This is a genomic window from Frankia sp. CgMI4 (genome assembly GCF_001756285.1).
GTDB lineage: Bacteria > Actinomycetota > Actinomycetes > Frankiales > Frankiaceae > Frankia > Frankia casuarinae.
In genome coordinates this window covers 14,123-36,774 of sequence record NZ_MAQZ01000093.1, presented here as the reverse complement: position 1 = coordinate 36,774, position 22,652 = coordinate 14,123, and the positions used below count along the sequence as shown (strand labels likewise).

19 protein-coding genes are annotated in these 22,652 nt (G+C 69.3%); 10 read left to right on the top strand and 9 right to left on the bottom strand.

The window, feature by feature from the left end; all coding sequences use genetic code 11:
- Positions 1-1,242 precede the first annotated feature (1,242 nt).
- Both katG and Manayef4_RS26395 read right to left on the bottom strand, forming a co-directional pair.
- Positions 1,243-3,477, bottom strand: a complete 2,235-nt coding sequence (gene katG / locus Manayef4_RS16945; RefSeq protein ID WP_070132223.1) for a catalase/peroxidase HPI — start codon at positions 3,475-3,477, stop codon at positions 1,243-1,245.
- A gap of 33 nt (positions 3,478-3,510) precedes the next feature.
- Entirely contained in the window at positions 3,511-3,642 is a 132-nt protein-coding gene (locus Manayef4_RS26395; RefSeq protein WP_255353890.1) for a hypothetical protein, read from the bottom strand.
- Between the two features lie 64 nt (positions 3,643-3,706).
- On the opposite strand from Manayef4_RS26395, the gene Manayef4_RS16940 reads away from it, so the two are divergent.
- The 3 genes from Manayef4_RS16940 to Manayef4_RS16930 all read left to right on the top strand — a co-directional run bounded on the left by Manayef4_RS16940 (position 3,707) and on the right by Manayef4_RS16930 (position 6,671).
- Positions 3,707-4,651, top strand: coding sequence for a LysR substrate-binding domain-containing protein (locus Manayef4_RS16940; RefSeq protein WP_011436355.1), 945 nt, complete (start codon positions 3,707-3,709; stop codon positions 4,649-4,651).
- Positions 4,652-5,276: 625 nt separating this feature from the next.
- On the top strand, positions 5,277-5,765 hold the full coding sequence (locus tag Manayef4_RS16935; RefSeq protein WP_011436356.1) for an Hsp20/alpha crystallin family protein: 489 nt from the start codon (positions 5,277-5,279) through the stop codon (positions 5,763-5,765).
- A 246-nt stretch (positions 5,766-6,011) separates the two neighbouring features.
- Entirely contained in the window at positions 6,012-6,671 is a 660-nt protein-coding gene (locus Manayef4_RS16930; RefSeq protein ID WP_070132222.1) for a sulfotransferase family protein, read from the top strand.
- A 101-nt stretch (positions 6,672-6,772) separates the two neighbouring features.
- Here the strand turns inward: Manayef4_RS16930 and Manayef4_RS16925 are convergent, their stop codons facing one another.
- Complete coding sequence (locus tag Manayef4_RS16925; RefSeq protein ID WP_254665700.1) at positions 6,773-8,203, bottom strand: FAD-dependent oxidoreductase; 1,431 nt, start codon at positions 8,201-8,203, stop codon at positions 6,773-6,775.
- 467 nt (positions 8,204-8,670) lie between these two features.
- Between Manayef4_RS16925 and Manayef4_RS16920 the strand changes: the two genes are divergently transcribed.
- On the top strand, positions 8,671-9,486 hold the full coding sequence (locus Manayef4_RS16920) for a ferritin-like domain-containing protein (protein WP_070132220.1): 816 nt from the start codon (positions 8,671-8,673) through the stop codon (positions 9,484-9,486).
- 280 nt (positions 9,487-9,766) lie between these two features.
- On the opposite strand, the gene Manayef4_RS16915 is transcribed toward Manayef4_RS16920, so the two are convergent.
- The 5 genes from Manayef4_RS16915 to Manayef4_RS16895 form a co-directional block, all read right to left on the bottom strand.
- Positions 9,767-10,693: an acyl-ACP desaturase gene (locus tag Manayef4_RS16915; protein WP_011436359.1), complete on the bottom strand. Its 927-nt coding sequence runs from the start codon at positions 10,691-10,693 to the stop codon at positions 9,767-9,769.
- A gap of 31 nt (positions 10,694-10,724) precedes the next feature.
- Positions 10,725-11,645 carry a class I SAM-dependent methyltransferase gene (locus Manayef4_RS16910; protein ID WP_070132219.1) on the bottom strand — a complete coding sequence of 307 codons (921 nt, stop codon included), beginning with the start codon at positions 11,643-11,645 and terminating at the stop codon, positions 10,725-10,727.
- The gene (locus Manayef4_RS16905; RefSeq protein ID WP_070132218.1) at positions 11,642-11,902 is read right to left on the bottom strand and encodes an acyl carrier protein; all 261 of its coding nucleotides are present in this window, start codon (positions 11,900-11,902) and stop codon (positions 11,642-11,644) included. The genes Manayef4_RS16910 and Manayef4_RS16905 overlap by 4 nt, the downstream gene beginning before the upstream one ends.
- On the bottom strand, positions 11,903-12,595 hold the full coding sequence (locus Manayef4_RS16900; protein WP_023841711.1) for a PaaI family thioesterase: 693 nt from the start codon (positions 12,593-12,595) through the stop codon (positions 11,903-11,905).
- 65 nt (positions 12,596-12,660) lie between these two features.
- On the bottom strand, positions 12,661-14,607 hold the full coding sequence (locus Manayef4_RS16895) for an AMP-binding protein (protein ID WP_083282514.1): 1,947 nt from the start codon (positions 14,605-14,607) through the stop codon (positions 12,661-12,663).
- A 702-nt stretch (positions 14,608-15,309) separates the two neighbouring features.
- Between Manayef4_RS16895 and Manayef4_RS16890 the strand changes: the two genes are divergently transcribed.
- The 6 genes from Manayef4_RS16890 to Manayef4_RS16865 all read left to right on the top strand — a co-directional run bounded on the left by Manayef4_RS16890 (position 15,310) and on the right by Manayef4_RS16865 (position 21,856).
- On the top strand, positions 15,310-16,599 hold the full coding sequence (locus Manayef4_RS16890; protein ID WP_070132217.1) for a cytochrome P450: 1,290 nt from the start codon (positions 15,310-15,312) through the stop codon (positions 16,597-16,599).
- 173 nt (positions 16,600-16,772) lie between these two features.
- Positions 16,773-17,798 (top strand): LysR family transcriptional regulator, encoded by a 1,026-nt coding sequence (locus Manayef4_RS16885; protein ID WP_070132216.1) that lies wholly within the window; start codon positions 16,773-16,775, stop codon positions 17,796-17,798.
- A 289-nt stretch (positions 17,799-18,087) separates the two neighbouring features.
- Positions 18,088-19,860 carry an AMP-dependent synthetase/ligase gene (locus Manayef4_RS16880; protein ID WP_070132215.1) on the top strand — a complete coding sequence of 591 codons (1,773 nt, stop codon included), beginning with the start codon at positions 18,088-18,090 and terminating at the stop codon, positions 19,858-19,860.
- A gap of 152 nt (positions 19,861-20,012) precedes the next feature.
- Positions 20,013-20,189: a hypothetical protein gene (locus Manayef4_RS26480; RefSeq protein WP_175443410.1), complete on the top strand. Its 177-nt coding sequence runs from the start codon at positions 20,013-20,015 to the stop codon at positions 20,187-20,189.
- Positions 20,190-20,242: 53 nt separating this feature from the next.
- Positions 20,243-21,478 (top strand): beta-ketoacyl-ACP synthase II, encoded by a 1,236-nt coding sequence (locus Manayef4_RS16870; RefSeq protein ID WP_070132225.1) that lies wholly within the window; start codon positions 20,243-20,245, stop codon positions 21,476-21,478.
- 144 nt (positions 21,479-21,622) lie between these two features.
- Complete coding sequence (locus Manayef4_RS16865; RefSeq protein ID WP_023841713.1) at positions 21,623-21,856, top strand: hypothetical protein; 234 nt, start codon at positions 21,623-21,625, stop codon at positions 21,854-21,856.
- A gap of 92 nt (positions 21,857-21,948) precedes the next feature.
- Here Manayef4_RS16865 and Manayef4_RS16860 read toward each other — a convergent pair whose 3' ends face one another.
- Entirely contained in the window at positions 21,949-22,587 is a 639-nt protein-coding gene (locus Manayef4_RS16860; RefSeq protein WP_011436370.1) for a DUF4389 domain-containing protein, read from the bottom strand.
- Positions 22,588-22,652 lie beyond the last annotated feature (65 nt).

The window sequence follows — 22,652 nt, the reverse complement described above, 5'->3', positions numbered from 1 at the left end:
CGGTTCGGGTGATTGTCGTGGTGGTGTCCCGGGCGGGGCGCGACTCGCGGTCGTCCGTCTCCCCCGGGCGGGCCAGCCGAACCGGATGCCCGGTCATCAGGCTCGTCGGCGTCTCGGTCGGATGCGTTAACGTCATGATCTCTTGATCCCCCTGATGATCGTGCTGTCCGGAATCTGGTATTCCCCAGACTCCGGACTGCGATGTCGGATGTGTGGCTAGTGGTCTTTGGTGCCGTCTGACTACGAACCGTGCTTACGAAGTCGCATTGTGGCAGCGATGGGGGTGGTCCTCCGGTCCGGGGCGGTGAAGGACCACGTTGTATTCCGCATTCTGTTACGCAGAGTTAATAAAAATGTCGACCTGAYCGACTCGGCCCGGGTGCGGGCGCGCTCGACCGGACTGCCGCGGTCCCCGCTCCGTCTGGTCCCTCGAACAGGCGTTGACCAGCGCGTCCTTGAAGGGGTCAATGGACGGTGAGGCGCGAGACGAGAAAACGCACAAGCACGCTCGCCCGGGATCCCGCCGATCCGAGCTCGGAGTCGACTACAGTGAGTTGTCGACCTACGCGTCGCACGGTGACCGCCGCCTCGACCTCCGTGTCGAGGGGGAGGGAGACGAACGGTGCAACGGCAGCCGGTGCGCCGAACCGTGGCGGTCGCCGGCCCAGGGCTGGGCACAGAGAGCAGCAGGGGATCGAGGAGACCGGATGCCGAGGGTTTCTCCCGTGCCTCGGGTGGGCGCGCGGGCCAGTCGCCAGGCGTGTCCAGAGGAAGGCTGGCGGCGCGCACGCTACCGCTCGTCCCGCGCGCGGCGGCGGTGAGGGAGATCTTCGAAGGCGAGAGCCGTTGASCCCCGGCTTAGTACGGGAACGGGGAGCGTGGCCGGGACAGCGGCTGGACGGCCTGGGCGGCGGGAGGGAGCCGTTCCGGCAGGGGCGGCACGGGATCACAAAGGATCATGGTCGTCCCCGCGGGATCGTACTGCGACGTCGAGGTTTCCCCGGGTACTGGTTCTGTCTAGCAGGATCAGTCGATTATCTGAAGGTATGGGGGTGCTGGTGACGCCTGTCACGCCGATCGGCCGCCGGCACCTGTTCGGCGGACGAGCTCGTCACGACCGTCACGACCGTCACGACCGTCACGACCGTCACGTCCTCAGGCCCATGGCGACGGGACCGAGGACGTCCAGGTGGCCCGGCACGGGCCGACCTGGACGTCAGGATCGGGCGAGGTGAACCAGGATCAGACGAGGTCGAACCGGTCGAGGTTCATCACCTTGACCCACGCCGCGACAAAGTCGTGCACGAACTTCTCCCGCGCGTCGTCGCTCGCGTAGACCTCCGCGAGCGCGCGCAGTTCGGAGTTTGAACCGAAGACGAGGTCGGCGCGGCTGCCGGTCCACCTGACCTTGCCCGTGGCGGCATCGCGGCCCTCGAAGGTGTTCGCGTCCTCGGACGTCGTCTTCCACGTCGTGCCCAGCTCGAGCAGGTTGACGAAGAAGTCGTTCGTCAGCGACCCGGGGGTCGCGGTGAAGRCGCCGAGCGGCGACTGCTGGTAGTTGGCGCCCAGGACCCGCAGACCACCGACGAGGACCGTCAGCTCGGGGGCGCTCAGGGTCAGCTGGTTCGCCCGGTCGAGCAGAAGGTACTCAGCCGGCAGGCGGTGGCCCTTCCCCAGGTAGTTGCGGAACCCGTCCGCCGTCGGCTCGAGCACCGCGAACGACTCCACGTCGGTCTGCTCCTGCGACGCGTCGGTACGTCCCGGTGCGAAGGGGACCTCGACGTCGAAGCCGGCGTTCGCGGCGGCCTGCTCGACGGCAACACCACCGGCGAGCACGATCAGGTCGGCGAGTGAGACCTGCTTGCCGCCGGTCTGGGCGGCGTTGAAGACCTCCTGGATTCTCGTCAGCGTGCGCAGGACCGCCGCCAGCTGGTCGGGTTCGTTGACCTCCCAACCGCGCTGTGGTTCGAGGCGGATGCGCGCACCGTTGGCGCCGCCGCGCTTGTCACCACCGCGGAACGTCGAGGCCGACGCCCACGCGGTGGAGACCAGCTGGGAGACCGACAGGCCCGAGGCAAGGATCTGACCCTTGAGAGTGGCGACGTCCGCGGCGTCGATGAGCTCGTGGGCCACCGCCGGGAGCGGGTCCTGCCACAGCAGCGTCTCGGTCGGGACCTCCGGGCCGAGGTAGCGCGCGACCGGCCCCAGGTCACGATGCGTCAGCTTGAACCACGCCCGGGCGAACGCGTCCGCGAACGCGCTCGGATTCTCCAGGAAGCGCCGCGAGATGGGCTCGTAGATCGGGTCGAACCGGAGGGCGAGGTCCGTCGTCAGCATCGTGGGGGCGTGGCTTTTCGCTGCGTCGTGGGCGTCGGGGACGGTGCCGGCACCGGCACCGTCCTTCGGCTTCCACTGGTTCGCACCGGCGGGGCTCTTCGTCAGCTCCCACTCGTAGCTGAACAGGATCTCGAAGAAGCTGTTGTCCCAGCTCACCGGGGTGTTCGTCCACGCACCCTCAAGCCCGCTGGTGATCGTGTCCCCACCCCTGCCGGTGCCGAAGGTGCTCGTCCAGCCGAAGCCCTGCTCCTCGATGGGGGCGCCCTCGGGCTCCGGGCCGACGTGCTCGTCCGGGTTGGCCGCGCCGTGGGTCTTGCCGAAGGTGTGGCCGCCGGCGATCAGGGCGACCGTCTCCTCGTCGTTCATCGCCATCCGGCGGAACGTCTCGCGGATGTCGCGCGCCGCGGCGATCGGGTCCGGGTTGCCGTTCGGGCCCTCCGGGTTGACGTAGATGAGACCCATCTGGACGGCGGCGAGGGGATTCTCGAGCTCCCGGTCGCCGGTGTAGCGCTCGTCGTCGAGCCAGGTGGTCTCGGGGCCCCAGTAGACGTCCTCGTCAGGCTCCCAGACGTCCACCCGACCGCCGGCGAAGCCGAAGGTCTCGAAGCCCATCGACTCCAGGGCGACGTTGCCGGCGAGGATCATCAGATCGGCCCATGAGATCTTCTGACCGTACTTCTTCTTGACCGGCCACAGCAGGCGGCGAKCCTTGTCGAGGTTCGCGTTGTCCGGCCAGCTGTTGAGGGGAGCGAAACGCAGCTGGCCGGCACCCGCACCACCGCGACCGTCGCTGATGCGGTAGGTGCCCGCGCTGTGCCACGCCATCCGGATGATGAACGGGCCGTAGTGACCGTAGTCGGCCGGCCACCAGGCCTGCGAGGTAGTCAGCACCGCCGCGATGTCCTGCTTCACGGCGGCGAGGTCGAGGGTCCGGAAGGCCTCGGCATAGGTGAACTCCCCGCCGAGGGGGTTGGCCACGGCGGGGTTCTTGGCGAGGATCTTCAGGTTGAGCCGGTTCGGCCACCAGCCGCGGTTTCCGCCGCCCTGGGTGGGGTGCGGGGCGCGCCTGTGCGCGACCGGGCAGYCACCGCCGTTCTCCGCGTTCGTGTTGTACACGACTGCGTCATGGTTCTCGGACATGGGACCCTCCGGGCATAGACGGATCAGGAGCGATCAGGAACGCGTGCGGTGGAACAGCCGGGGCGCCGGCCCCAGTAGATGGCCGCGGCCGTCGTTGATGGCCTCGTTGACGGCCTCGTCGATCGAGAAGCCGCGCAGGGATGACTCCACTGTCATAACTGTCACACTGTCACGGTCGGCGACTCGGAAGRGAAATCGAAAAATTCCGCAACTTTGATAGCCTCAATCTATGGCTAGTCCGCACCCGACCCTGGCCCAGCTGCGCGCCCTCGTCGGAGTGGCCGATCACCGGCACTTCGGCCGCGCCGCGGCGGCCCTGCACGTCAGCCAGCCGACGCTGTCCAGCGCGGTGGCGGCGCTTGAGCGCACCCTGGGCGTCCAGCTCGTGGAACGCACCACCCGCAGCGTCCTGCTCACCGGGCTCGGGGAGGAGATCGTCCGGCGGGCCCGGGGGGTACTGGGTGCCGTCGACGACATCGGTGAACTGGCCATCCGGGCCCGGGAACCCCTGGTCGGTGACATCCGTCTTGGGGTCATCCCCACGGTGGCCCCCTACCTGCTCCCACAGCTGCTGCCGACGCTGCGGGAACGGTGGCCGCAGGCGCGGCTGCGGCTGCGGGAGTCTCAGACGGCCACCCTGCTGGCGGAGCTGCGCGGCGGTGCGCTCGATCTCGCGTTGCTCGCTCTGCCCACCGATGAGCCGGGGACAGCCGAGATCCCGCTGTACGACGAGGACTTTGTCCTCGTCACCCCCGCGGAGCACCCGCTGGCGGGTGGCGTTGCCGTGCCGGTCGCAGCCATCGGCGGGCAGGACCTGCTCCTGCTGGAGGACGGGCACTGCTTCCGGGCCCAGGCACTCGAGGTCTGCCGGGAGGCAGGGGCACGGGAGCGTTCCACCCTGCGTGCGGCGAGCCTGTCGACGATCGTCCAGATGGTCGCCGGTGGCCTGGGGCTGACCCTCGTCCCCGCCGCCGCTGTCGGAGTCGAGGTCGGCGAGGGGCGGGGCCTGGCCGTCGCCACGTTCCGCCGGCCCGCGCCGCACCGGCGCGTCGGCCTGGCCTACCGCTTGACCTCGGCCCGCGTGACGGACTGGAACCTGCTCGCCGCCGAGGTGCGGGCCGCCCTGCCGGGGACGGGTCTCGCCCTCGCCCCGGTGCCGGCCGCGGCGGTCTGACGCGCGCCCTCGGCGGGCTCCGGGGAACGCGGCAGGCCGGCCGCGAGCGCACGCCACTGTGCCACTGGCAGCGGATCCGTCTCGGCGGATTGCCGGCTGACAGCCGCGAGGATGTCATGCCATTCCTGCAGCGTGGTCACGATCGCGGGCTGGTCGCCGAGGTGCTCGAGGAGCCCCTGGGAGTGCGTTCAGCCGCGCGACCAGCCGGGGCAGGGCGGGATGCCGCGATGCCCGCACCGTCGCCCGGCTGTGGTTTCGTGCGGGCGGAGCTGGGCAGAAGGACTTTGGGCTCATTGTCCGTCAGCGGACAGGGCCAGGGTCCCGCCGGCTCGTCTTGATGAGGAAAACTGATTCGAGGGGATGGCGGGACCGCCGTGCTTCGCGGCCTCCACACCTGCCCGGGTGCTGTGTGCCCAGGCGGTGGCCGTCCCGGAGAGGTCGCGCCGGTTGTTCACCGTTCCGGCGGTTGCGGAACAACCCCGAAGCAGTGGTCAGTGTTTCCCGCCGCGGCCGATTTACCCGCCGACGACCAGGGAGACGGCGATGGAAGTGTTTGACCGATAACAGCTGATTGTGTGGTCGAATCGAATGATGTCGAAATGATATTGACGAGTGGAGGAACATCATGGCATTTCCGGTGCGAAGCAGCCAACGTCCGGCCCCGGTGATCAGGTGGGATCCGTTCCGGGAGATCGAGGACGCCTGGACCCGGATGGGAAGCCTGCTCGATGAGGTCGTCGGTGGCGCGGAAGGCCGACCGGTGGGACTGCTGGCCGCCGCCGTCATCCCGGTCGACATCGAGGAGACCGACGATGCCTACATCGTCGAACTCGAGCTCCCCGGGGTGCGCGGCCGCGATGTCTCGATCGACCTGCAGGATAACGAGCTTCGGGTCACCGGTGAGATCAAGGAGCGGGAACGGAAGGGCGTGCTACGCCGTCAGACCCGCCGGGTGGGCAGGTTTGAACATCGCATCGTGCTGCCGGGCGAGGTGGACCCGGAGTCRGTCAGTGCGTCGCTGGACGACGGGGTGCTGACGATCCGGCTCGCCAAGTCCAGGAAGAGTCAGCCCAGGCACATCGAGGTCACCGGCGGCAGTGGCGGCGGCAGCTGACCCGGCGGCGGGGCCGCTGCCCGCGTGTCCGCTATCCCCGGCGGAGGCCGTGCCCGCCTGGCCGCGGCGCCGTGGTGAATCYTGAATCCTGAATCCTCCATAAAACTACACCGGACAACCGGGTGTGGGCAGTTAGGATACTTACAACTACACAATCCCTACCAGAATGGTAGATTATTAAAATTCCCTCTGGACTCGCAACGGAATGGTCGTTAATGTTGCATCCGTTGTCTACGGAGGAGGGAAATGATCAACATCATTGGTGCGGGCTTCGGGCGCACCGGAACGCTTTCGCTCAAGTTGGCCCTCGAACAGCTCGGTTACGGCCCTTGTCATCACATGGACGAGGTCCTCGCGCACCGAGAGACCATTGCCGCATGGACGAGTGCCGCTGAAGGCGCTCCTGTGGACTGGGACTCGCTGTACGGCCAGYACAGATCGACAGTCGATTGGCCGGGAGCCCGGTTCTGGCGGGAGCTTGCGGACCACTACCCGTCGGCTCGAGTGATTCTTACGGTTCGCGACCCGGAAAAGTGGTATGACAGTGCGCGGAGCACACTGTTCCAGGCGATATCGAACCGACCGGCGCGAATGAGCGCGGAAGCCATGCGCGTGATCACCATGATGAATCTGGTGGTGTGGGACGGTGTCTTCAAGGGGCGTTTCGCAGACAAGGACCACGCCCTACAGGTCTTCGCGGAGCACAATGCCGCGGTGCAACGCGAGATCTCAGCCGACCGTCTGTTGGTATTCGACGTCGCCCAGGGGTGGGGGCCCCTGTGCGACTTCCTCGGTGTGCCGGTTCCGGGGGAACAGTTYCCCCGACTGAACAATCGAGAAGCCTACGCGGCGAAACACCGTGAACGTGTCGTCGCGGCCATGAGCGCGAGTGGTGTCCAGCCGTGAACCCGCCCAGCTCGGTGGCTGAGGCGGGGATTCCCGGCCCGGCGCGGTCCCGGGCACGTGCGCATCCCACGGCACCCGGAGCCGGCCGCCGGCGTGGAGGATCAGGAGCGGCGGGCGCGTAGCACCCGAGTGAGGACGTCCGGTCGCAGCAGGGCCGACGGCGGTTCGACCAGATTGATGATTCGCATGAACACCCGGGCCACCACCGGGTCGGTATGCGCGGCGGCGTGCACGTGGGGCAGATAGGCGTTGACCAGCCTGATCCGCGGGGTGCGCCGCCCCTGCACCTGTGGGTATCCTAGATCATTTCCGGTGGCCAGAGCCCAGGCCAAGTCGGCGGGAACGGCCGCGGCGGTGAAGAACCGCCGGGGCAGATCGGCGTCGGTGCGGGCGGCGGGTGGGCCGAGCGCGTCCGGCGTGTCCCGCAGGGCGTCCCGCAGCGCCAGCGCCTGCTGGGCCGCGACCGTCATCCCCTGGGCGTACAGCGGGTTGAGGCTGCACACCGCGTCCCCGAGGGCGACGAAGCCGGCGCTGGGCTCGCGCAGGCGTGCGTACGGGCGTCGCACCGATCCGCGAAAGCGGTAGGGGGTCGGATCCCCGAGCGGCTCGGCGTCGGCGATGAGCCGGGCGATGTCGGGAGYGGGCAGGGTTGCCGCGAAGCGGGCGAACCCGTCCGGGTCGGTGGGCGGATGCTCGCCGAGCATGCCGGCCAGGGTGACGATCCACCGATCGTCCTCCTGCGCGACGGCGCCACCGCCGCGCAGCCCGGGGATCGTCGAGATGATAACCGCACGTTGGCCGTCGAGGTCGCTCGCGCGTCGCCGGTAGACGCGGGATGCGTAGCCGAGGTCGACGTCGACCTGCTCGCGCACGGGCACGGGCAGCCCGTGCGCGGCGAGCCAGTCCGCTGCCCGGGAGCCGCGGCCGGTCGCGTCGACGACCAGCTCCGCCTCGATGACCTCGCCGCCGTCGAGGTGCGCATCCGCAGGGCGTACCCCGCCGGGCCAGGTGCTGCTGTCGGGCCGGGTGCCGTTGGCTTGGGTGCCGTTGACTCGGGCGTCGTCCGGCCGCGGGCCACTGTCGAGGCGTTCGACCCGGACCCCGACGATCCGGCCGGGTTCGTCCGGACCGCCCGGGCCGGGCCGGCCCACCAGCCCAACGGCGCGCACCCRCTGCAGCAGGCGGACCTGGGAACGGGCGAGTACGGCCTCCCGCAGCACGCTCTCCAGCAGCGGCCGGCTCGCCAGCAGGGAGGTGAGCCCGGTGTCGGTGGGGTACAATCGCCGCCCGCGGACGTACCACCGGGTCTCGACGAGCATGTGGGCGCGAGGCGCGCCGTGGCCGGTCACGGTGTCGGTGAACCCGGGGAACAGCTCCTCCAGGCACAACCGGCCTCGTTCGGTGAGGGCGTGCAGATGGGATCCCTGCGCGACGCCGCGGCGAGTACCCTCGGTGGTGAGGTCGTCTCGTTCGATGATCGTCACCCGGTCGAAGAACTCGGCCGTCACCCGGGCCGCGAGGAGCCCGGCCATCCCGGCGCCGAGGACGACGGCGTGCCCCCGGCTGCCGCGGGGCGGCCGGGAGTCCGTCAGGGCCGCGGAAGTTGACGTTCGGCTTGTCCTGGCGGCTGTCGCTGAGCGGCTCCAGGCAGCTCCAGCTTCTCGACCCGCGTCAGCAGCGTGCGCAGCAGGTGTCACATGAACTCCCTCTTGCCCGGTCTCTCGCGCGGTGCATGGAGCAGGTGCCTGGAGCAGGTTCATGGAGCCAGAGCAGCCATGAGGTATTGGCGGCCCGCCGGATCGACTCGTGGGTTAATCTTCCCGGAATCCTGGGCGAGAACATCATAAAAATCCAAGGACTTCGTCGTGGGCGCCATAGCCTGTTCCCATCGATCGATGGGATGACGTAATGACTGGCCGTTGATATTGTCGAACCAACTGTGGTGAAATAGAAACGAGTCCGCACAGGTCGACGGGACCGGGCCAGGGGAGATTCCAGCATGGCGACCTCCGACACCATCGAGAACGCGCACAGCTTTGACGTATTCCAGCACTATGAGCGGCTGCAGTGGAAGCTGGTCGACCTGCCGCTGGACGAGATCCGCAGGGATCTTGTCCAGCCCGAGTATATTGCGCTGGTCAAGGGTGCGGTCATGGGTGAGGCCACCTCCRTCGCGGCGGTGCACGGCTTTCTCAACGAGTTCACCGACGATTACGACTGCTCTGCCTTCGTGAACATCTGGGGCTACCAGGAGCTCCAGCACCACTACGCCTTCCGGGCGTGRCTGCAGGCGGTGGACGCCCAGATMGACCAGCGCCGGATCGAGGCGTTGCGCGAGCCCTACGTGCCGGRCACCACGCCGAGCGCCACTTTGATCACCAACGTCATCTCGGAGATGACGGTGAACACGGTCTACYGGACGATGTCGGAGTGGGTGCGCGAGCCGGTGCTGGCGGACCTCATGCTGCGCGCCAGCCGGGACGAGGCCGGTCATGCCCGGGAGTTCATGTACTTCGCGAAGCKCCGGCTGGAGCGGAATCCGCACGAGCTCGTGTCCGTGTTGGAGACGTTCCACTTCTACATGTCGAACAACCGGATCAAGCATCCGGTGGGGGAGTTCAAGCACCGCCTGCTCGAGGATCTTCAGGGCCACGAGACCATTGACACCGCGTTCGAGGTGTTCTTGCGGGTTTCCGAGCCGGATACGCTGGAACAGCTCCAAGTGAAGATCCGCAAGGCGCTCGGCAGCGTTCTCGGCCGGGAGTTCAACCGGAACTCCGACATCCGGCAGGCGTTGGTGGAGGCGATGCCCTGACCGCTTCGGCGATCGAGTTCGTCAGTACCGGGCCTGACGGTGCCGGGTTTGCCGGTACCGGGCCTGTCACGAACGGATCCGGTAGTTTCCCGTGCGGCCATCCACGCGGACGCGTCCCAGCCGGGACGCGTCCGCGTGATCGTGCGCGTGATCGTGTGGCGGCCGAGTCGTGGGGAGCTGAGCACGGTCCAGGGATCGCGGACCGCGCTCAGCTCCCGCAAATTCACCGGCCGCCGGTTCGTGGGACGGCCACTGCTGCTGCGCTGGTCCTGGCAGGGACCTACGGGGTGTCCAGGGTCGTCGACCGGCAGGCGTCGACGAAGCGAACCAGTTCGTCGACCTTGTCGGTGCGGACGTCGACCGCCCGGTTGACCACTCGGATGAGGTGCGGGTAGGCGTCGGTGTGATCGTAGCGGGCAGTCTCGGCGATCCGCAGGGCCCAGCGCCAGTAACCCCGGATCGTGTCGGCCAGTGGCATCCGGAAGTGCGCGATAACCTCCCGGATCGGCTCGATGACGGCGTCGCCGTGGCGGCGCAGGTACCGTTCCACGATGTCGGCCATGAAGGTGAAGTGCCGGGCCTCGTCCTTGGCGAGCCGGTTCAGCAGATCGGCCAACACCGGATCGCCGACGACCGCCCGCAGCTGCTGGTAGTACAGCTGGGTCGCCTTCTCCTGGACCAGGGCGTAGGCGAACAGCGAGACCGCGTGGTCGTGCGGCAGTTCGAAGTGCTTGCGCCCCTCGGTCGCCAGTTCCCGCCGCAGCTCGTCGGGATCGGCGATGCCGGCGGCGACCTGGTAGCGGAACAGTGCCCGGGCGTGGCTGTCCTCCTCCTGCGCCCAACGCACGGTGAAGTGGTAAAGCTCCCGGTTGTGCACGAAGGTCTCGACGTCGACGTCGGGGTTCAGCGGGAAGGCCCGCTCGTACACGCCGAAGTAGCCGGGCAGGTGGTCCTCGATCAACGTGATGAACCGGACCGCGGAGCGCTGTCCCTCGGTGAGCCGACCGGCGTCGGCGTTCTCCCAGGCGAACGTCGATTCGACGTCGAAGCGGCGGGTGGTGGAACCCGCCTGGTGGAAGGCGATGACGGCCGCCTCGACCTCGGCGGGAGGAAGCAGCGGCGCCAGGGCCGGGCGTGCGGGGGCTCGCGGTGGTTCGACGCCGCGGGCCTGGCCGAACGCCGGCCGGAGAATGTCGGATGCCGTCATGATGTGGATCCCGTTCCTCGCTCGGCGGCGGTCAGCGTGCCTTGCGGCACACCAGCGCGTAGTGCTTGGTGGTGTAGCCCCAGCCGGCGTTCGCGACCTCCAGATAGCGGCGCAGCGTCGCGGCCGTTCCCGGGCGGATCGCGTCGATCCGCTCCGCGGCCGCGTCGACGTTCACCAGCCAGTCGTCGATGGTGCGCCGGTAGTCGTCGGTGAGATCGTCGAGGCTCGCCAGGGAGAAACCGGCGTCCTCGGCGCCGGCGACGAGGTCGGACAGCGGCCGCATGTCCCCCCAGCCGAAGATCGATGCGCGGACGAACTYGGTCCCTTCCCGATGGTCGAACGCCGCCCGGGTGGCCGCGTTGCGAAAGCAGCTTTCCGACACGTACAGCCGTCCGTCGCGGCGCAGCAGCGCCCGGGCCCGCCGGAACACGACATCGAGGTCGGGCATGTGCACGATCGAGCCGAGCATCGTCACCGCGTCGAAACTCCCCGAGGGCAGCTCGACCGTCTCGAAGTGGCCCTGGATCGTGGTGACGCGGTCGCTCACGCCGAGCTCGGCGGCTCGCTGCGCGATGTAGGCGTGCTGTCGCCCTGCGGGGGAGACCCCGACGACCTCGGCTTCGTACTCGACCGCCATGAACAGCGTCAGCGAGCCCCAACCGCATCCGATGTCGAGGACGCGACCACCGCGGCGCAGGCCGAGCCGATCGGCGACGAAGTGGAGCTTGGCGATCTGCGCCTGCTCGAGGGTGTCGTGCTCCGTGCGGTAGAGACCCGAGCTGTACTTGCGCAGGGGATCGAGGAACAGGCCGAAGACCTCGGGCGGCAGGTCGTAGTGCTGATTGGTGTCGCTCGTCGTGGGTTCGGTGCTCGTCGTGGGTTCGGTGCTCGTCGTGGGTTCGGTGGCGAGGCCCGCCGCCGCCTCCGGCGCGGTGGTGACGGGCGAGCTCATGCGGCCTGCACCTGCAGCGCAGCCTGGACGACGTCGGCGACCTCGGCGACGGTGACCGCCGAGAAGACGTCATCGTCCTCGAGCTCGACGTCGTACTCGCGTTCCACCCGGGCGATCATCCGGAGCACCTTCACCGAGTCCRCACCCTCCACGGAGCGCAGATCGGCGTCCGCAGCCAGGTCCTCGATCGGGATGCCGAGCTCACGAGCGACGATGGCGGTGACGGTGGTGACGATCTCCGTATACGACACGGACATTCAGTGCTCCTCTGAGGTGGGGAGGCCGGCGGCGGTGGACCCGGTGGCCGGTGGTCTGGTGAGCGTCGCCGCCAGCGCCTGCGCGACGCGGTCGGCCTCGGTCGGATTCAGCATCATCCGGTCCCGGGCGGTGTCCATCGGGGTCGGGCGGTAGGTCGCGCTTGCGGTCGCGAGCAGCGTCCCGGCCTCGTCGAGGAGCTCGGCCTCGGCGTGCACCAGCCCGTTTGCTCTGCCGCCGCTTACGCCGCCGGCCGTGCCGCCGGCCGTGCCGCCGACCGGTGCCGCGTCCCCGCGGCCGGGGGTAGCATCCGGGACGCCGCGCAGCCGGGCGACGCAGCGGTATTCGGCGCCGACGCTCAGCGGGGCGAGGTAGCGTACCCGCAGCGCGGTGGTGAACGCGGTGAGCCCGACCTGCAGCACGATCAGATTGCCCATCGTCTCATCGACGATCACTCCGATGAGGCCACCGTGCACGACGCCGGGATAGGACTCGTGCCGGCGTTCGAGCCGGAAACGGGTCGAGATGCCGTCGGCGTGGGCGGAGAAGCGTAGTTGCAGCCCGTGCGGATTGTGCGGCGAGCAGCCGAAACACCGATAGTCCGCGAGCACGGACCACGGCACGCTCAGGTAGTCCTCCGGATCGTCGGCTTCCCGCGGGCCGTCAGGGCTCGGCGTCATCAGGTGGCTGTGCATCGGGCTCCCTGGTCGATGGGCGCGGAACGCGGTGGGTGTGCGGAATTGGACGCTGGGCTTGCGGGTCAGAGCACGCCGCGCCCGACCAGGTCGCGTACCGCCAGCCGTTGGAATTTGCCGCTGGAGGTGCGGGGCAGCGCGCCGGGCTCGACCAGACGCACCGTCACCGTGGACAGCCCCAGCGCCGCAGTCGCCGCCATCCGCAGGTCGGTCGCGAGTCGGRCTCGGTCCGCGGGCTCGGTCAGCGCGGTCTCGCCGACCACCGTGACGCCGCCGGCAGCCTTCGCTCCGGTGGCGTCCGGAGGGCTGCCGGCGGCGTCCGGCTGGTCGGGGGAGCCGAAGGCGACGACGCGACGTCGGTGCACGCCCGGAAGGTCACGCACCGCCGCTTCGGCGTCCTCGGGGTAGTAGTTCACGCCGCGTATAATGATCATTTCCTTGTCCCGGCCGGTCACGAACAGATCGTCGCCGCGCTGGAAGCCGAGGTCGCCGGTGCGCAGCCAGCCGTCCGCTGTGAAGCCCCCGGTCGTCAGGCCCCCCGCGGTGAGGTAGCCCGAGGTGACCGAACCACCCCGGATCTGGATCTCGCCCACCCGCAGGCTCGGCGCCAGACCGTCGCCGAGCGGATCGGCCAGGACGTCACCGTGCAGGTCGGCGATGCGAATCCGGATGTCGCGGACCGGCCGGCCGACGGCGACCAGCCCCTTGGCGCGCGGATGCTCGCGCGGGACCTCCGTCACGATTCCCTCGGCGGCGAGTCGGTCCCGGTCGACCCAGGTGACCACGGGGGCGCGGCCCAGCGGCGGGAAGGCCACGGCCAGGGTGGCCTCGGCCATCCCGTACACGGGGAACATCGCCGTGGGGGCGAACCCGGCCGGCGCGAAGTGGTCGAGGAAGCGCTCGACGCCGACCGCGGAGACCGGCTCGGCTCCGTTCAGCGCGACGCGCCACCGGCGCATGTCCAGCCCGGGTACCTCGTCTGGGTCGATCGCCCGGACGAGGTCGTCGTAGGCGAAGTTCGGCGCCGGCGAGATCGTGGCGCCGCTGGCGAGGAACGAGCGCAGCCAGCCGGCGGGGTCACGGACGAAGTCCGCCGGGGACCAGACGGTCATCGGGATGCCGGTCAWGATCGCGCTGAGGGTCGCGAACAGCCCCATGTCGTGGAACAGCGGCAACCAGATTCCGCCGTGATCGCCTTCACCGAGCCGGATGCCGTCGATGATCGCGCGGATGCCGCACAGCACGGCGCGGTGGCTGAGCACCACGCCCTTCGGGGCCGCGGTGCTGCCGGAGGTGAACTGCACGATCGCGACGTCGTCCGCACCCACCGCACCCACCGCACCCACCGGGCATTCGGGACCCGGATGTGGCTGGCGTGTGGGCGTGGCGGGACCGACGTCGCGGACCAGGTCAGCCGCGGGGAGGAACCGGAGTCCGCCGAGCCGGTCGGCCGTGCGGCGCAGGATGGCCGACACTCGGCCGCCGGTGACCACCCGGTGGATGCCCGCGGCCGCCGTAGTGCGCGAGACCCGGTCGGCATAGCCGTTGAGGTCGTGCGCGGTGGTCGGCAGTGGCAGCGGACAGGCCGCCGCGCCCGCCCGACTGATCGCGAAGAGCGCGAGCAGAAACTCGGCCGAGTTCGCGGCCAGCACCCCAACCCGCTCGCCGGCCTGGACCCCGTCCGTCGTCAGCGCGGCCGCGATGATCCGGGAGGTGGCCGCGAGGTCCCGCAGCGAGATCACCTCGTGGGTGGACGGGAACGTGACGGGCGTGTCGGGATGCCGGGCGGCCGCGACGTCCAGTGCGTCGTGCAACGTCTCGGCGTCGAGCGGCTCATGGTGCCCGCGAGCGTCGGTCGTGCCGGTCGTGCCGGTCGGGTGGCTGCCGTGGGTCGCGTGGGTCGGCCCGCCGGTCGTCGCCGACCGTGGGGGGCCCGGCCGCGGATGGAGAGTCGGAGACATGGGCGAGATGGCGGAGGTGGGCGAGGTGACCTCGCTCCGGATGGCAGGCATGATCCGCGCTCCTGTCTTCCGCGTCCGGGTGTCTTCCGCGTCCGTGCGACGGATGGGGCCCGGCCGGCACCGAGGCGACGGCGGCCGAACAGCAGCCGATCGGGCCGCCCGTCGGGTGTACTCGCCCGTCGGGTGTACTGATCTCTGTCCGTCGGGTGTACTGATGATCGGATGTGCTGATGAATGCCGCGGGCGGCAGGAAAAGGCTCGTGGGTATGGTGGTCGTTCGTCAACAAAAATTTAGGTAATCTATTGATCCATCAGGGCCGACAATACATCACCGAATCGTTCCGGCGGTCGGAAAATTCATCCGATGGTTTCCTGGGAGTTCACCTGGGTGTCGTCCTGGTGGTATCAAATGTACCGATCACCTCGCMGGGTCGCCGGGTCGCCGGGTCGCCGGCTCGGCGCGCGACCGCGACCGCGACCGAAGCAAGTTTCCCGTGTCCGGCCGGAATCCGGAGACAAGGGTCAGGAGACAAGACTCGGGAACGGAACTGAGGGTCCCCACCCGCCGCCACCGTCCTTACTCATCCCATCCATCGCCTCCATTCCCTCATTTCTCACCGCCGCGATCAGGCTCCGGGCAGGTGGCCTGAACGCACAGGTCCCGGGGCGCTTCCAGGTGGAGACCCACCGTGAACCGAGCTCCGTGGCACCACCCGCGCCGGCATTCGTCGGACCGACGATGAGGAGCACGTCATGGCAGTCACAACCGATTCCGTATTCGCCGGGGCGGACGCCGGTACCGGCGTCGCGGCCGACCACGGGAAACCGCTCCCGGACCAGGCGCCTGATCTGCTGGCCGCGTTGTTCGATCCCGCGAACAGGCCGAATCCCTATCCGCTCTATGCGCGCCTGCGGGCAGCCGGCAGGCTGCACGAGAYGCCGTTCGGACTGCGGGTCGCCACCCGGCACGACGACTGTGTAGCGGTACTGTCCAACCAGAGCTGGGGGCACGATCAGGAGGCCCACCAGCTGCATCCCACCTTGCCCGCCGAGGAGTTCCCGGCGACGTTCCTGTGGATGGAGCCGCCGGACCACACCCGGCTGCGCGGCCTGGTGAGTAAGGCGTTCACCCCGGGTCGGGTCGCCGATCTGCGGCCGCGTATCACCGCCCTCGTCGACGATCTGCTCGACACCGCGCTGCGGGCCGGAGAGTTCGACCTCATCGAGACGATCGCGTACCCGCTGCCACTCACGATCATTTGTGAGATCCTCGGGGTGCCGGCGGCCGACCACGGCATCATCCAGATCTGGTCGCAGGCGTTGGCCAGGGCGTTCGACCCGGACGTCCTGATGTCTCCGGAGGCGTTGGYGGAGCGTAACGACGCCATCCCCGAGTTTCTCGCCTACTTCCGTGCGCTGGTCGCGCGCAGCCGCCGCAGCGGTGGCGACGATCTGCTCAGCGCGCTGGCTGCCGTCGAGGAGCAGGGTGATCGGCTGACCGAGGACGAACTGCTCGGCACCTGCGTGACCCTGCTGATTGCCGGCCACGAGACGACGGTCAACCTGGTCGGCAACGGGGCGCTGGCGTTGCTGCGTAACCCCGACCAGACGGCGTTGCTGCGCGACGAACCGGATCTCATCCGGCCCGCCGTCGACGAGCTGCTACGCTATGACTCCCCGATCCACCTCAACACCCGGGCAGCGACCCGGGAGATGACGGTGGGTGGCCGAACCTTTTCCCCGGGTGAGGGTGTGGTGGCGTTGATCGCTTGCGCCAATCGTGATCCGGAGGCATTCGACGACCCGGACCGTCTCGATGTGCGCCGCTACGTGGCGGGCTCCGGCGCGTCCCGGCACCTGTCGTTCAGCCTCGGTCACCACTACTGCCTCGGCGCGCCGTTGGCGTTGCTCGAGATGGAGATCTTCCTGGCGGGGTTCCTCCACCGGGTCCGGTCCGCCGAGCTTCTCGTCGATTCGCCGCCCTACAAATCCAACCTGCTCATCCGAGGACTGGCGGAGCTCCCCGTCCGCTTCCGGGGATAGTGCCGCAAAGTCGCGGATCGAGCCGCTTCTGATATTCTGCTCGAAGTCAAGTGCCAGGTCGGAGGCGTGGTGGATGCCACGTCGGGCGAATCTTACACCGTACCTTCCGTATCTCCACACGCCGTATTCACCCGTAGTTTTTCGGGATCGCTAGCGTGTCCGCGGGAGGTACCATGGAGAGCAAGATCGATTTCCGATACCTCGTCTCTTTCTTGGCGATCGCAGAAGAACTCCACTTCGGCCGGGCCGCGGCCAGGCTCCATCTGGCCCAGCCCTCTCTCAGTCAGCAGCTCCAGCGTCTCGAACGTGACATCGGTGTCGAACTGGTCAACCGGACCTCCCGGGAGGTCCGGTTGACCCCGGCGGGCCGGGCCTTCGAGATGGAGGCACGACGTCTGCTGGAACAGGCACGACAGGCGGTCCGGGCGGCCAGGGAGGCCGCTTYCGGCCGGACCGGTCGGATCTCCATCGGGTTCAACTTCCCCGCCGGGGAACGGGTCCTCCAACCCACCCTGCTACGGCTCAACGCTGACTACCCGAACGTCTCGACCACTCTCTGGGAGGCTCGCAGCGGCCCCCAGCTGTCCGCCCTCACCGCGGGAAAACTCGACGTCGCGCTCGTGTTCGCCGGGCCTCTCGCGGCCCAGTTGCGGTCCCATCGGGTCTTCACCGTGCCGCTGGTGGCGCTCGTCGGGCGAAACCATCCGTGGGCGGACCGTCGCCAGGTCTCGTTCCGGGAGCTGGCGGGCCAGRGATGCGTGCTGTTCCGCCGGGAACAGAGCCCGGCGATGCACGACGCTATCCTCGCCGCCGCCGACCGCTGTGGCATCCGCCTGAGTGTGGCAGAGGAGGTCGACGACTCCGGCGCCACCGGCATCGTCGTCACGACCAGGCCGGTGGTGGCCTTCGCGTCGGCGGATCGCGGCGCGCATGTGCCCACGAAGGGCCCCGTCGCGGTGCGGCTCGTCGACCCGGTACCGACTGTCGGCGCGTACGCGGTCTGGCGTCCGGATCCGCAGCCCGTCGTCACGGCCTTCCTCAACAGCCTCGACGCCGCCGGGCCGTTCCTGGGACCGCCGTCCCTGGATCCGTCCAGGTCGGACGAGCCGGCGACCGGCCCGGCACCAAGGCCGCGGAGCACGCCCGCGGCCTTGACCTCGGTGACCGCCGGTGCGTGCTCGCTGATCCGGCAGGCCTGAAGACCGGCAGGCCTGAAGATCGGCAGGCCTGAACAATGGATCGATCAGAGAAAACCATCGCGGTCAGCTCCACAGCGACGTCCGTACCCATTCACATGGGCTGGGAAGACGGTTAGCATGAAGAAGCGGCCGGGCTTGTCCCGTTCCACTCGCGGTGCCATTTGGAGTGATGGGTGCGATGTCGGAACGTCTTTGTCATCGTCTTTTCCATCGCATTTAATAGGGGATTTTTCGTCGACCATCCGGGCTGACCTGTGCGCGTCCGGGAACGGGGATCAGGGGATCAACTGTGAACATTCTGCGGGTGCCCGGAGGTACTGAGCTGCCCGCCGACCGAGGGCTGGCCGCCGCCGTCCTTACTGAGGTYGCCATGGTCGCCGACCGGCCGGTTCTGGCCCATCAGGTGGACGGAGGCTGGCGCGATGTGACCGCGGGCCGGTTCTGCTTCGACGTCGCGGCCGTCGCCAGGGGCCTGGTGGCGCACGACGTCGGGGTTGGCGACCGGGTTGCGATCATGGGTCGGACCGGTTACGGCTGGGCCGTTGCCGACTTCGCGATCTGGAGCATCGGCGCGGTCACCGTCCCCGTCTACCCGACCTCCTCGGCCCACCAGGTCGACCACATCATCGGTGACTCCAAGGCCTCGTGGTGCTTCGTCGAGACACCCGACCACGAGCGCCTGGTCCTGTCAGCGGGTCTTCCCGCGACGCGCGTCTGGTCGCTGGACGAGGCCGTGTCGGCACTCGGCACCGCCGGTCAGTCCGTCGCGGAGTCCGAGGTGCTCCGCCGCCGGGACGCGGTCCGGGCCGACGACCTCGCGRCAATCGTCTACACCAGCGGGACGACCGGCGTGCCGAAGGGCTGCCTGCTGACCCACGCGAACGTCTTCTCCGCCGCCGTCAACTCGGTGGAGCGGCTGGACCCGGTGATGCGTCCGGCCACCGGCTCGGCCAGTACCATTCTTTTCCTTCCGCTCTCGCACGTGTTCGGGCGTGTGACCATGATCGGGTGTCTGTGGGCCGGAGTGCGGACGGCCCTGCTGCCGGACCCCGGGGGCCTCGTCCCGGCGCTGCGCACCTTCCGCCCCACCTTCCTGATCACCGTTCCGTCGGCGCTGGAGAAGATGCGCAAGGGCGCGCGGGCGGCGGCGGCGGGCGGACTCTCGGGGCGCCTGTTCGCCGCGGCCGAACGGACCGCCTGCGTGCTGGGTCGGGCCCGGCGTGGGCAGGGCGGCCTGGGGCTCGTCACGCGGCTTCAGGCTCCGCTGTTCGACCGGCTGGTGTACCGCCGGTTGCGCGCGGCGTTCGGCGGGCGCCTGCGCCACGTCGTGTGCGGGGGAGCGACGCTCGACCCCTCCACCGCCGAGTTCCTCACCGGGGTCGGGGTGCACGTCCTCGGCGCCTACGGGCTGACCGAGGCCTCGACGGCCGTCAGCATCAGCGCTCCCGGGCTCGACCGGCCGGGCAGCACGGGCCGTCCGCTGCCGGCGACCACCGTCGCGATCAGCGACGAGGGCGAGGTCCTGGTGGCTGGGCCGCAGGTCTCGCCGGGCTACTGGCCGGATCGGACGGGCGCGCACGAGCCGTGGTTGCGCACCGGTGACCTCGGTCGGCTCGACGACGACGGGTATCTCCACATCACCGGTCGAATCAAGGAGATCATTATCACCACCGGGGGGAAGAACGTCTCGCCGGCACCGCTGGAGGACCGCATCCGGCTGCACCCGCTGGTCAGCAACGCCATAGTGATCGGKGAGAACCGGCCGTTCGTGACGGCCCTCGTGACCCTCGATCGGGCCGCCGTGCAGGCCTGGGCCCGGCGAGGCGGTCACAAGCTGGACGAGGCCGCCGCCCACACCGACCCTCGGCTGGTCGCCGAGGTCAGCGCCGCGGTCGACGCGGCGAACGCGCAGGTCTCGCGGGCCGAGTCGGTGCGGAAGTTCCGCCTCCTGAGCCACGACTTCACCATCCAGGGCGGCCAGCTCACCCCGTCGTTGAAGCTTCGCCGTGCCGTGATCGAGGAGGAGAACRCCAAGGAGATCGAGGAGCTGTACGCGTCCTGACCGCCCGGTACCGGTCCGGCACCTGGCCCCGGCACCGGTCCGRCACTGACCTCCGCCCGCCTGGATCTCGGCGCATCGAAACGGAGCCGCACGTGGATTCCGCCRCACCGTCCCTGGGAGCACCGGATTGGCCCGCACGGTCCGACCCGGAGATGGAACCGCCCGGCCACACCCGGCTGCGCGGCCTGGTGAGCAAGGCGTTCACCCCGCGCACGATCGAGGGGATGCGGCCGTGGGCCGAGCAGGTCGTTGACGACCTGCTGAGCCGCCTCATCCAGCGGGGCCTGACGTCGCTGCCGCTGAGCCTCACTCCCGGAGGCGTCGCGTGAGCATCGAGACGACCGACCCGACGGCGAACGGGCGGACGACAGCCAGGCAGGCGGTGGGCCGGCAGGCGGCGCGGCAGGTGGTGGTCACCGGTCTCGGGGCCACGACACCGCTCGGCGGCGACGTCGCGTCGACGTGGAGCGGCGTGCTGGCCGGCCGATCCGGGATCCGCCGGCTCGATGAGCCGTGGGCGCAGTCGCTGCCGGTCCGCATCGCCGCGCCGGTGGCCGTCGAGCCGCAGCTTGGCCGGGTGGAGGCACGCACGCTCGACCGGGGGCAGCGGCTTGCCCTCGTCGCAGCCCGGGAAGCCTGGGCCGACGCGGGCACCCCCACGCCGGAGCCGGAACGTTTCGCCGTCGTCGTCGGTTCCGGGGTCGGCGGCCTCACCACCCTGCTCGACCAGTACGACGTGTTCCGGGAGCGCGGGGCGCGCCAGGTGTCCCCGCACCTGGTGCCGATGCTCATGCCGAACGGACCGGCCGCGGCGGTGGGTCTCGCGCTCGGTGCCCGCGCCGGGGTGCACGCTCCGGTGAGCGCCTGCGCGTCCGGTGCGGAGGCCATTGCCACCGCCGTCGACCTGATCCAGGCCGGTCGAGCGGATGTCGCCGTCGCCGGTGGCACGGAGGCCGCCGTCCATCCGCTCCCGCTCGTGGGATTCGCGCAGATGCAGGCGCTGTCCCGCCGTGAGGACCCGCCGGAGTCGGCGTCCCGGCCGTTCGACAAAGTCCGGGACGGATTCGTGCTCGGCGAGGGTGCCGGGATGTTCGTCCTGGAGGCCGCCGAGCACGCCCGCGCCCGCGGCGCCCGGGTCTACACGACCGTGGCCGGCGCTGGGGTCAGCGCCGACGCCTATCACGTCGCAGCCCCCGACCCGACGGGAGCCGGGGCGGCGCGGGCCGTGCGCCGGGCGTTGCACGCCGCCGGTCTTGACCCGGCGGACGTGGTGCACGTGAACGCGCATGCCTCGGGGACACCGGCTGGCGATCTCGCCGAGAGCCGTGCGCTGCGCGGCGCGCTGGGCGCGGCGCTCGACGGTGTCGCGGTGACGTCGACGAAGTCGATGACCGGACATCTGCTGGGCGCGGCCGGCGCGGTGGAGGCGCTGCTCTGCGTGCTGACGTTGCGGGAGYGGACGGTCCCGGCGACCCGCAACCTCGAGGCGATCGACGACGAGATCACGCTGGACGTGGTGACGATGGACAACAGGCCGATCCGGACCGGCGCGGCGCTGTCGACGTCGTTCGGCTTCGGCGGCCACGATGTCTGCCTCGCCTTCACCCCCTGGCCCTGACCGTCGGTCGCCTCGCCGTGGTCGGTACGTCTGCCCGAGCGGACACCGGACGGCCATGGCGGGAGCATCGGGTGCGCACGATGCTCAGAAAGTCGCCATGCACATGTTGCCAAAGATCCGACTAGCCGTAACCATTGGCCCGTGATGTCCTACGAACAGGTACTGCAGGTGTCCGATCCGCTCGAGCGAGCCGCGTTGGCAGATGATCTGATGTGGGCTGACCATCCGCGCAGACTGGATCTGCGCACAGCACGTGGGGTGGCCATTCGGGAGGCGTTGGAGGCGGGGCGGTCGCCCGACGACGTCGCCCGCCGACTCGTCGTCACCGTGGCCGATCTGACCTGGATGGCCGCGCCTGCGGCATCCGCCGTAGCTTGATCCGTCGAGGGCCGGTCGGACAACGGCGTCCGCCGACCCGAACCCCACTGTCGGTTGTCCACCCTCGGAACCGTGCCGTCACCCACGGCCTTTCAGGGCCGCAGTCGGAACGGTGGGTAGTCGTCCGTGGTCAGAATGACCGCGTAGCAGACCACCCGGTTCGTCCAGCGCAGCACGCCGACGACGAAGTCGAACAGTCCCCGCGGGAGGCGTCCGGTGAGGAGCACGGCGAACCAGCCGACGATCATCGCCGCCACCGTCGCGATATACAGGAAGAACAGCGCGATGTAGTGCGGGACCGCCAGCAGCCACTTGACCAGGGGCAGCCAGCGGTTCAGACGCGCGGCGTCCGGATAGGGAATCGTCAAGTGGACGGCCTGTTCGTCCTCCGTCGAGGGATATTCGTCCCGCAGCAGGGTGAGATAGGCCACGACCCGGTTCGTGAAACTCAGTAGAGCGACATTCCAGTCGAACCACCACCGCGGGTACCTCTGCCGGAAAAGAATCAGCAGCAGGGGAGCGAAGAACAGCAGCCCGCCGCCGAACATCGCACTGTTTCTGCCGTATCCCGTACCGCCRACCGCCGCGAGGACGACCGCGATCGGGATGACCGTGATAATTCGAAAGAACACGGTGAGTCGATCGCGCTCCCCTGTCGGGTAGTCGATCTCGAAGGACACCGGATGGCCGGGGTGYCGCGGCTCTACGCTAAATGTCCCCTGGTCGGTCATGGCTGCTCCCTGGTAAATCGGTAACCTCGTCCTGCCGGCTTATTTTCGGTCAGCGGTGCCGGGTG

Bases quoted from the DNA above. Each gene is read 5' to 3' on its own strand.
- Manayef4_RS16940 (WP_011436355.1), top strand. From the start codon at position 3,707: ATGGCTAGTCCGCACCCGACCCTGGCCCAGCTGCGCGCCCTCGTCGGA.
- Manayef4_RS16865 (WP_023841713.1), top strand. From the start codon at position 21,623: ATGTCCTACGAACAGGTACTGCAGGTGTCCGATCCGCTCGAGCGAGCC.
- Manayef4_RS16915 (WP_011436359.1), bottom strand. From the start codon at position 10,693: ATGACGGCATCCGACATTCTCCGGCCGGCGTTCGGCCAGGCCCGCGGC.
- Manayef4_RS26480 (WP_175443410.1), top strand. From the start codon at position 20,013: ATGGAACCGCCCGGCCACACCCGGCTGCGCGGCCTGGTGAGCAAGGCG.
- Manayef4_RS16900 (WP_023841711.1), bottom strand. From the start codon at position 12,595: ATGCACAGCCACCTGATGACGCCGAGCCCTGACGGCCCGCGGGAAGCC.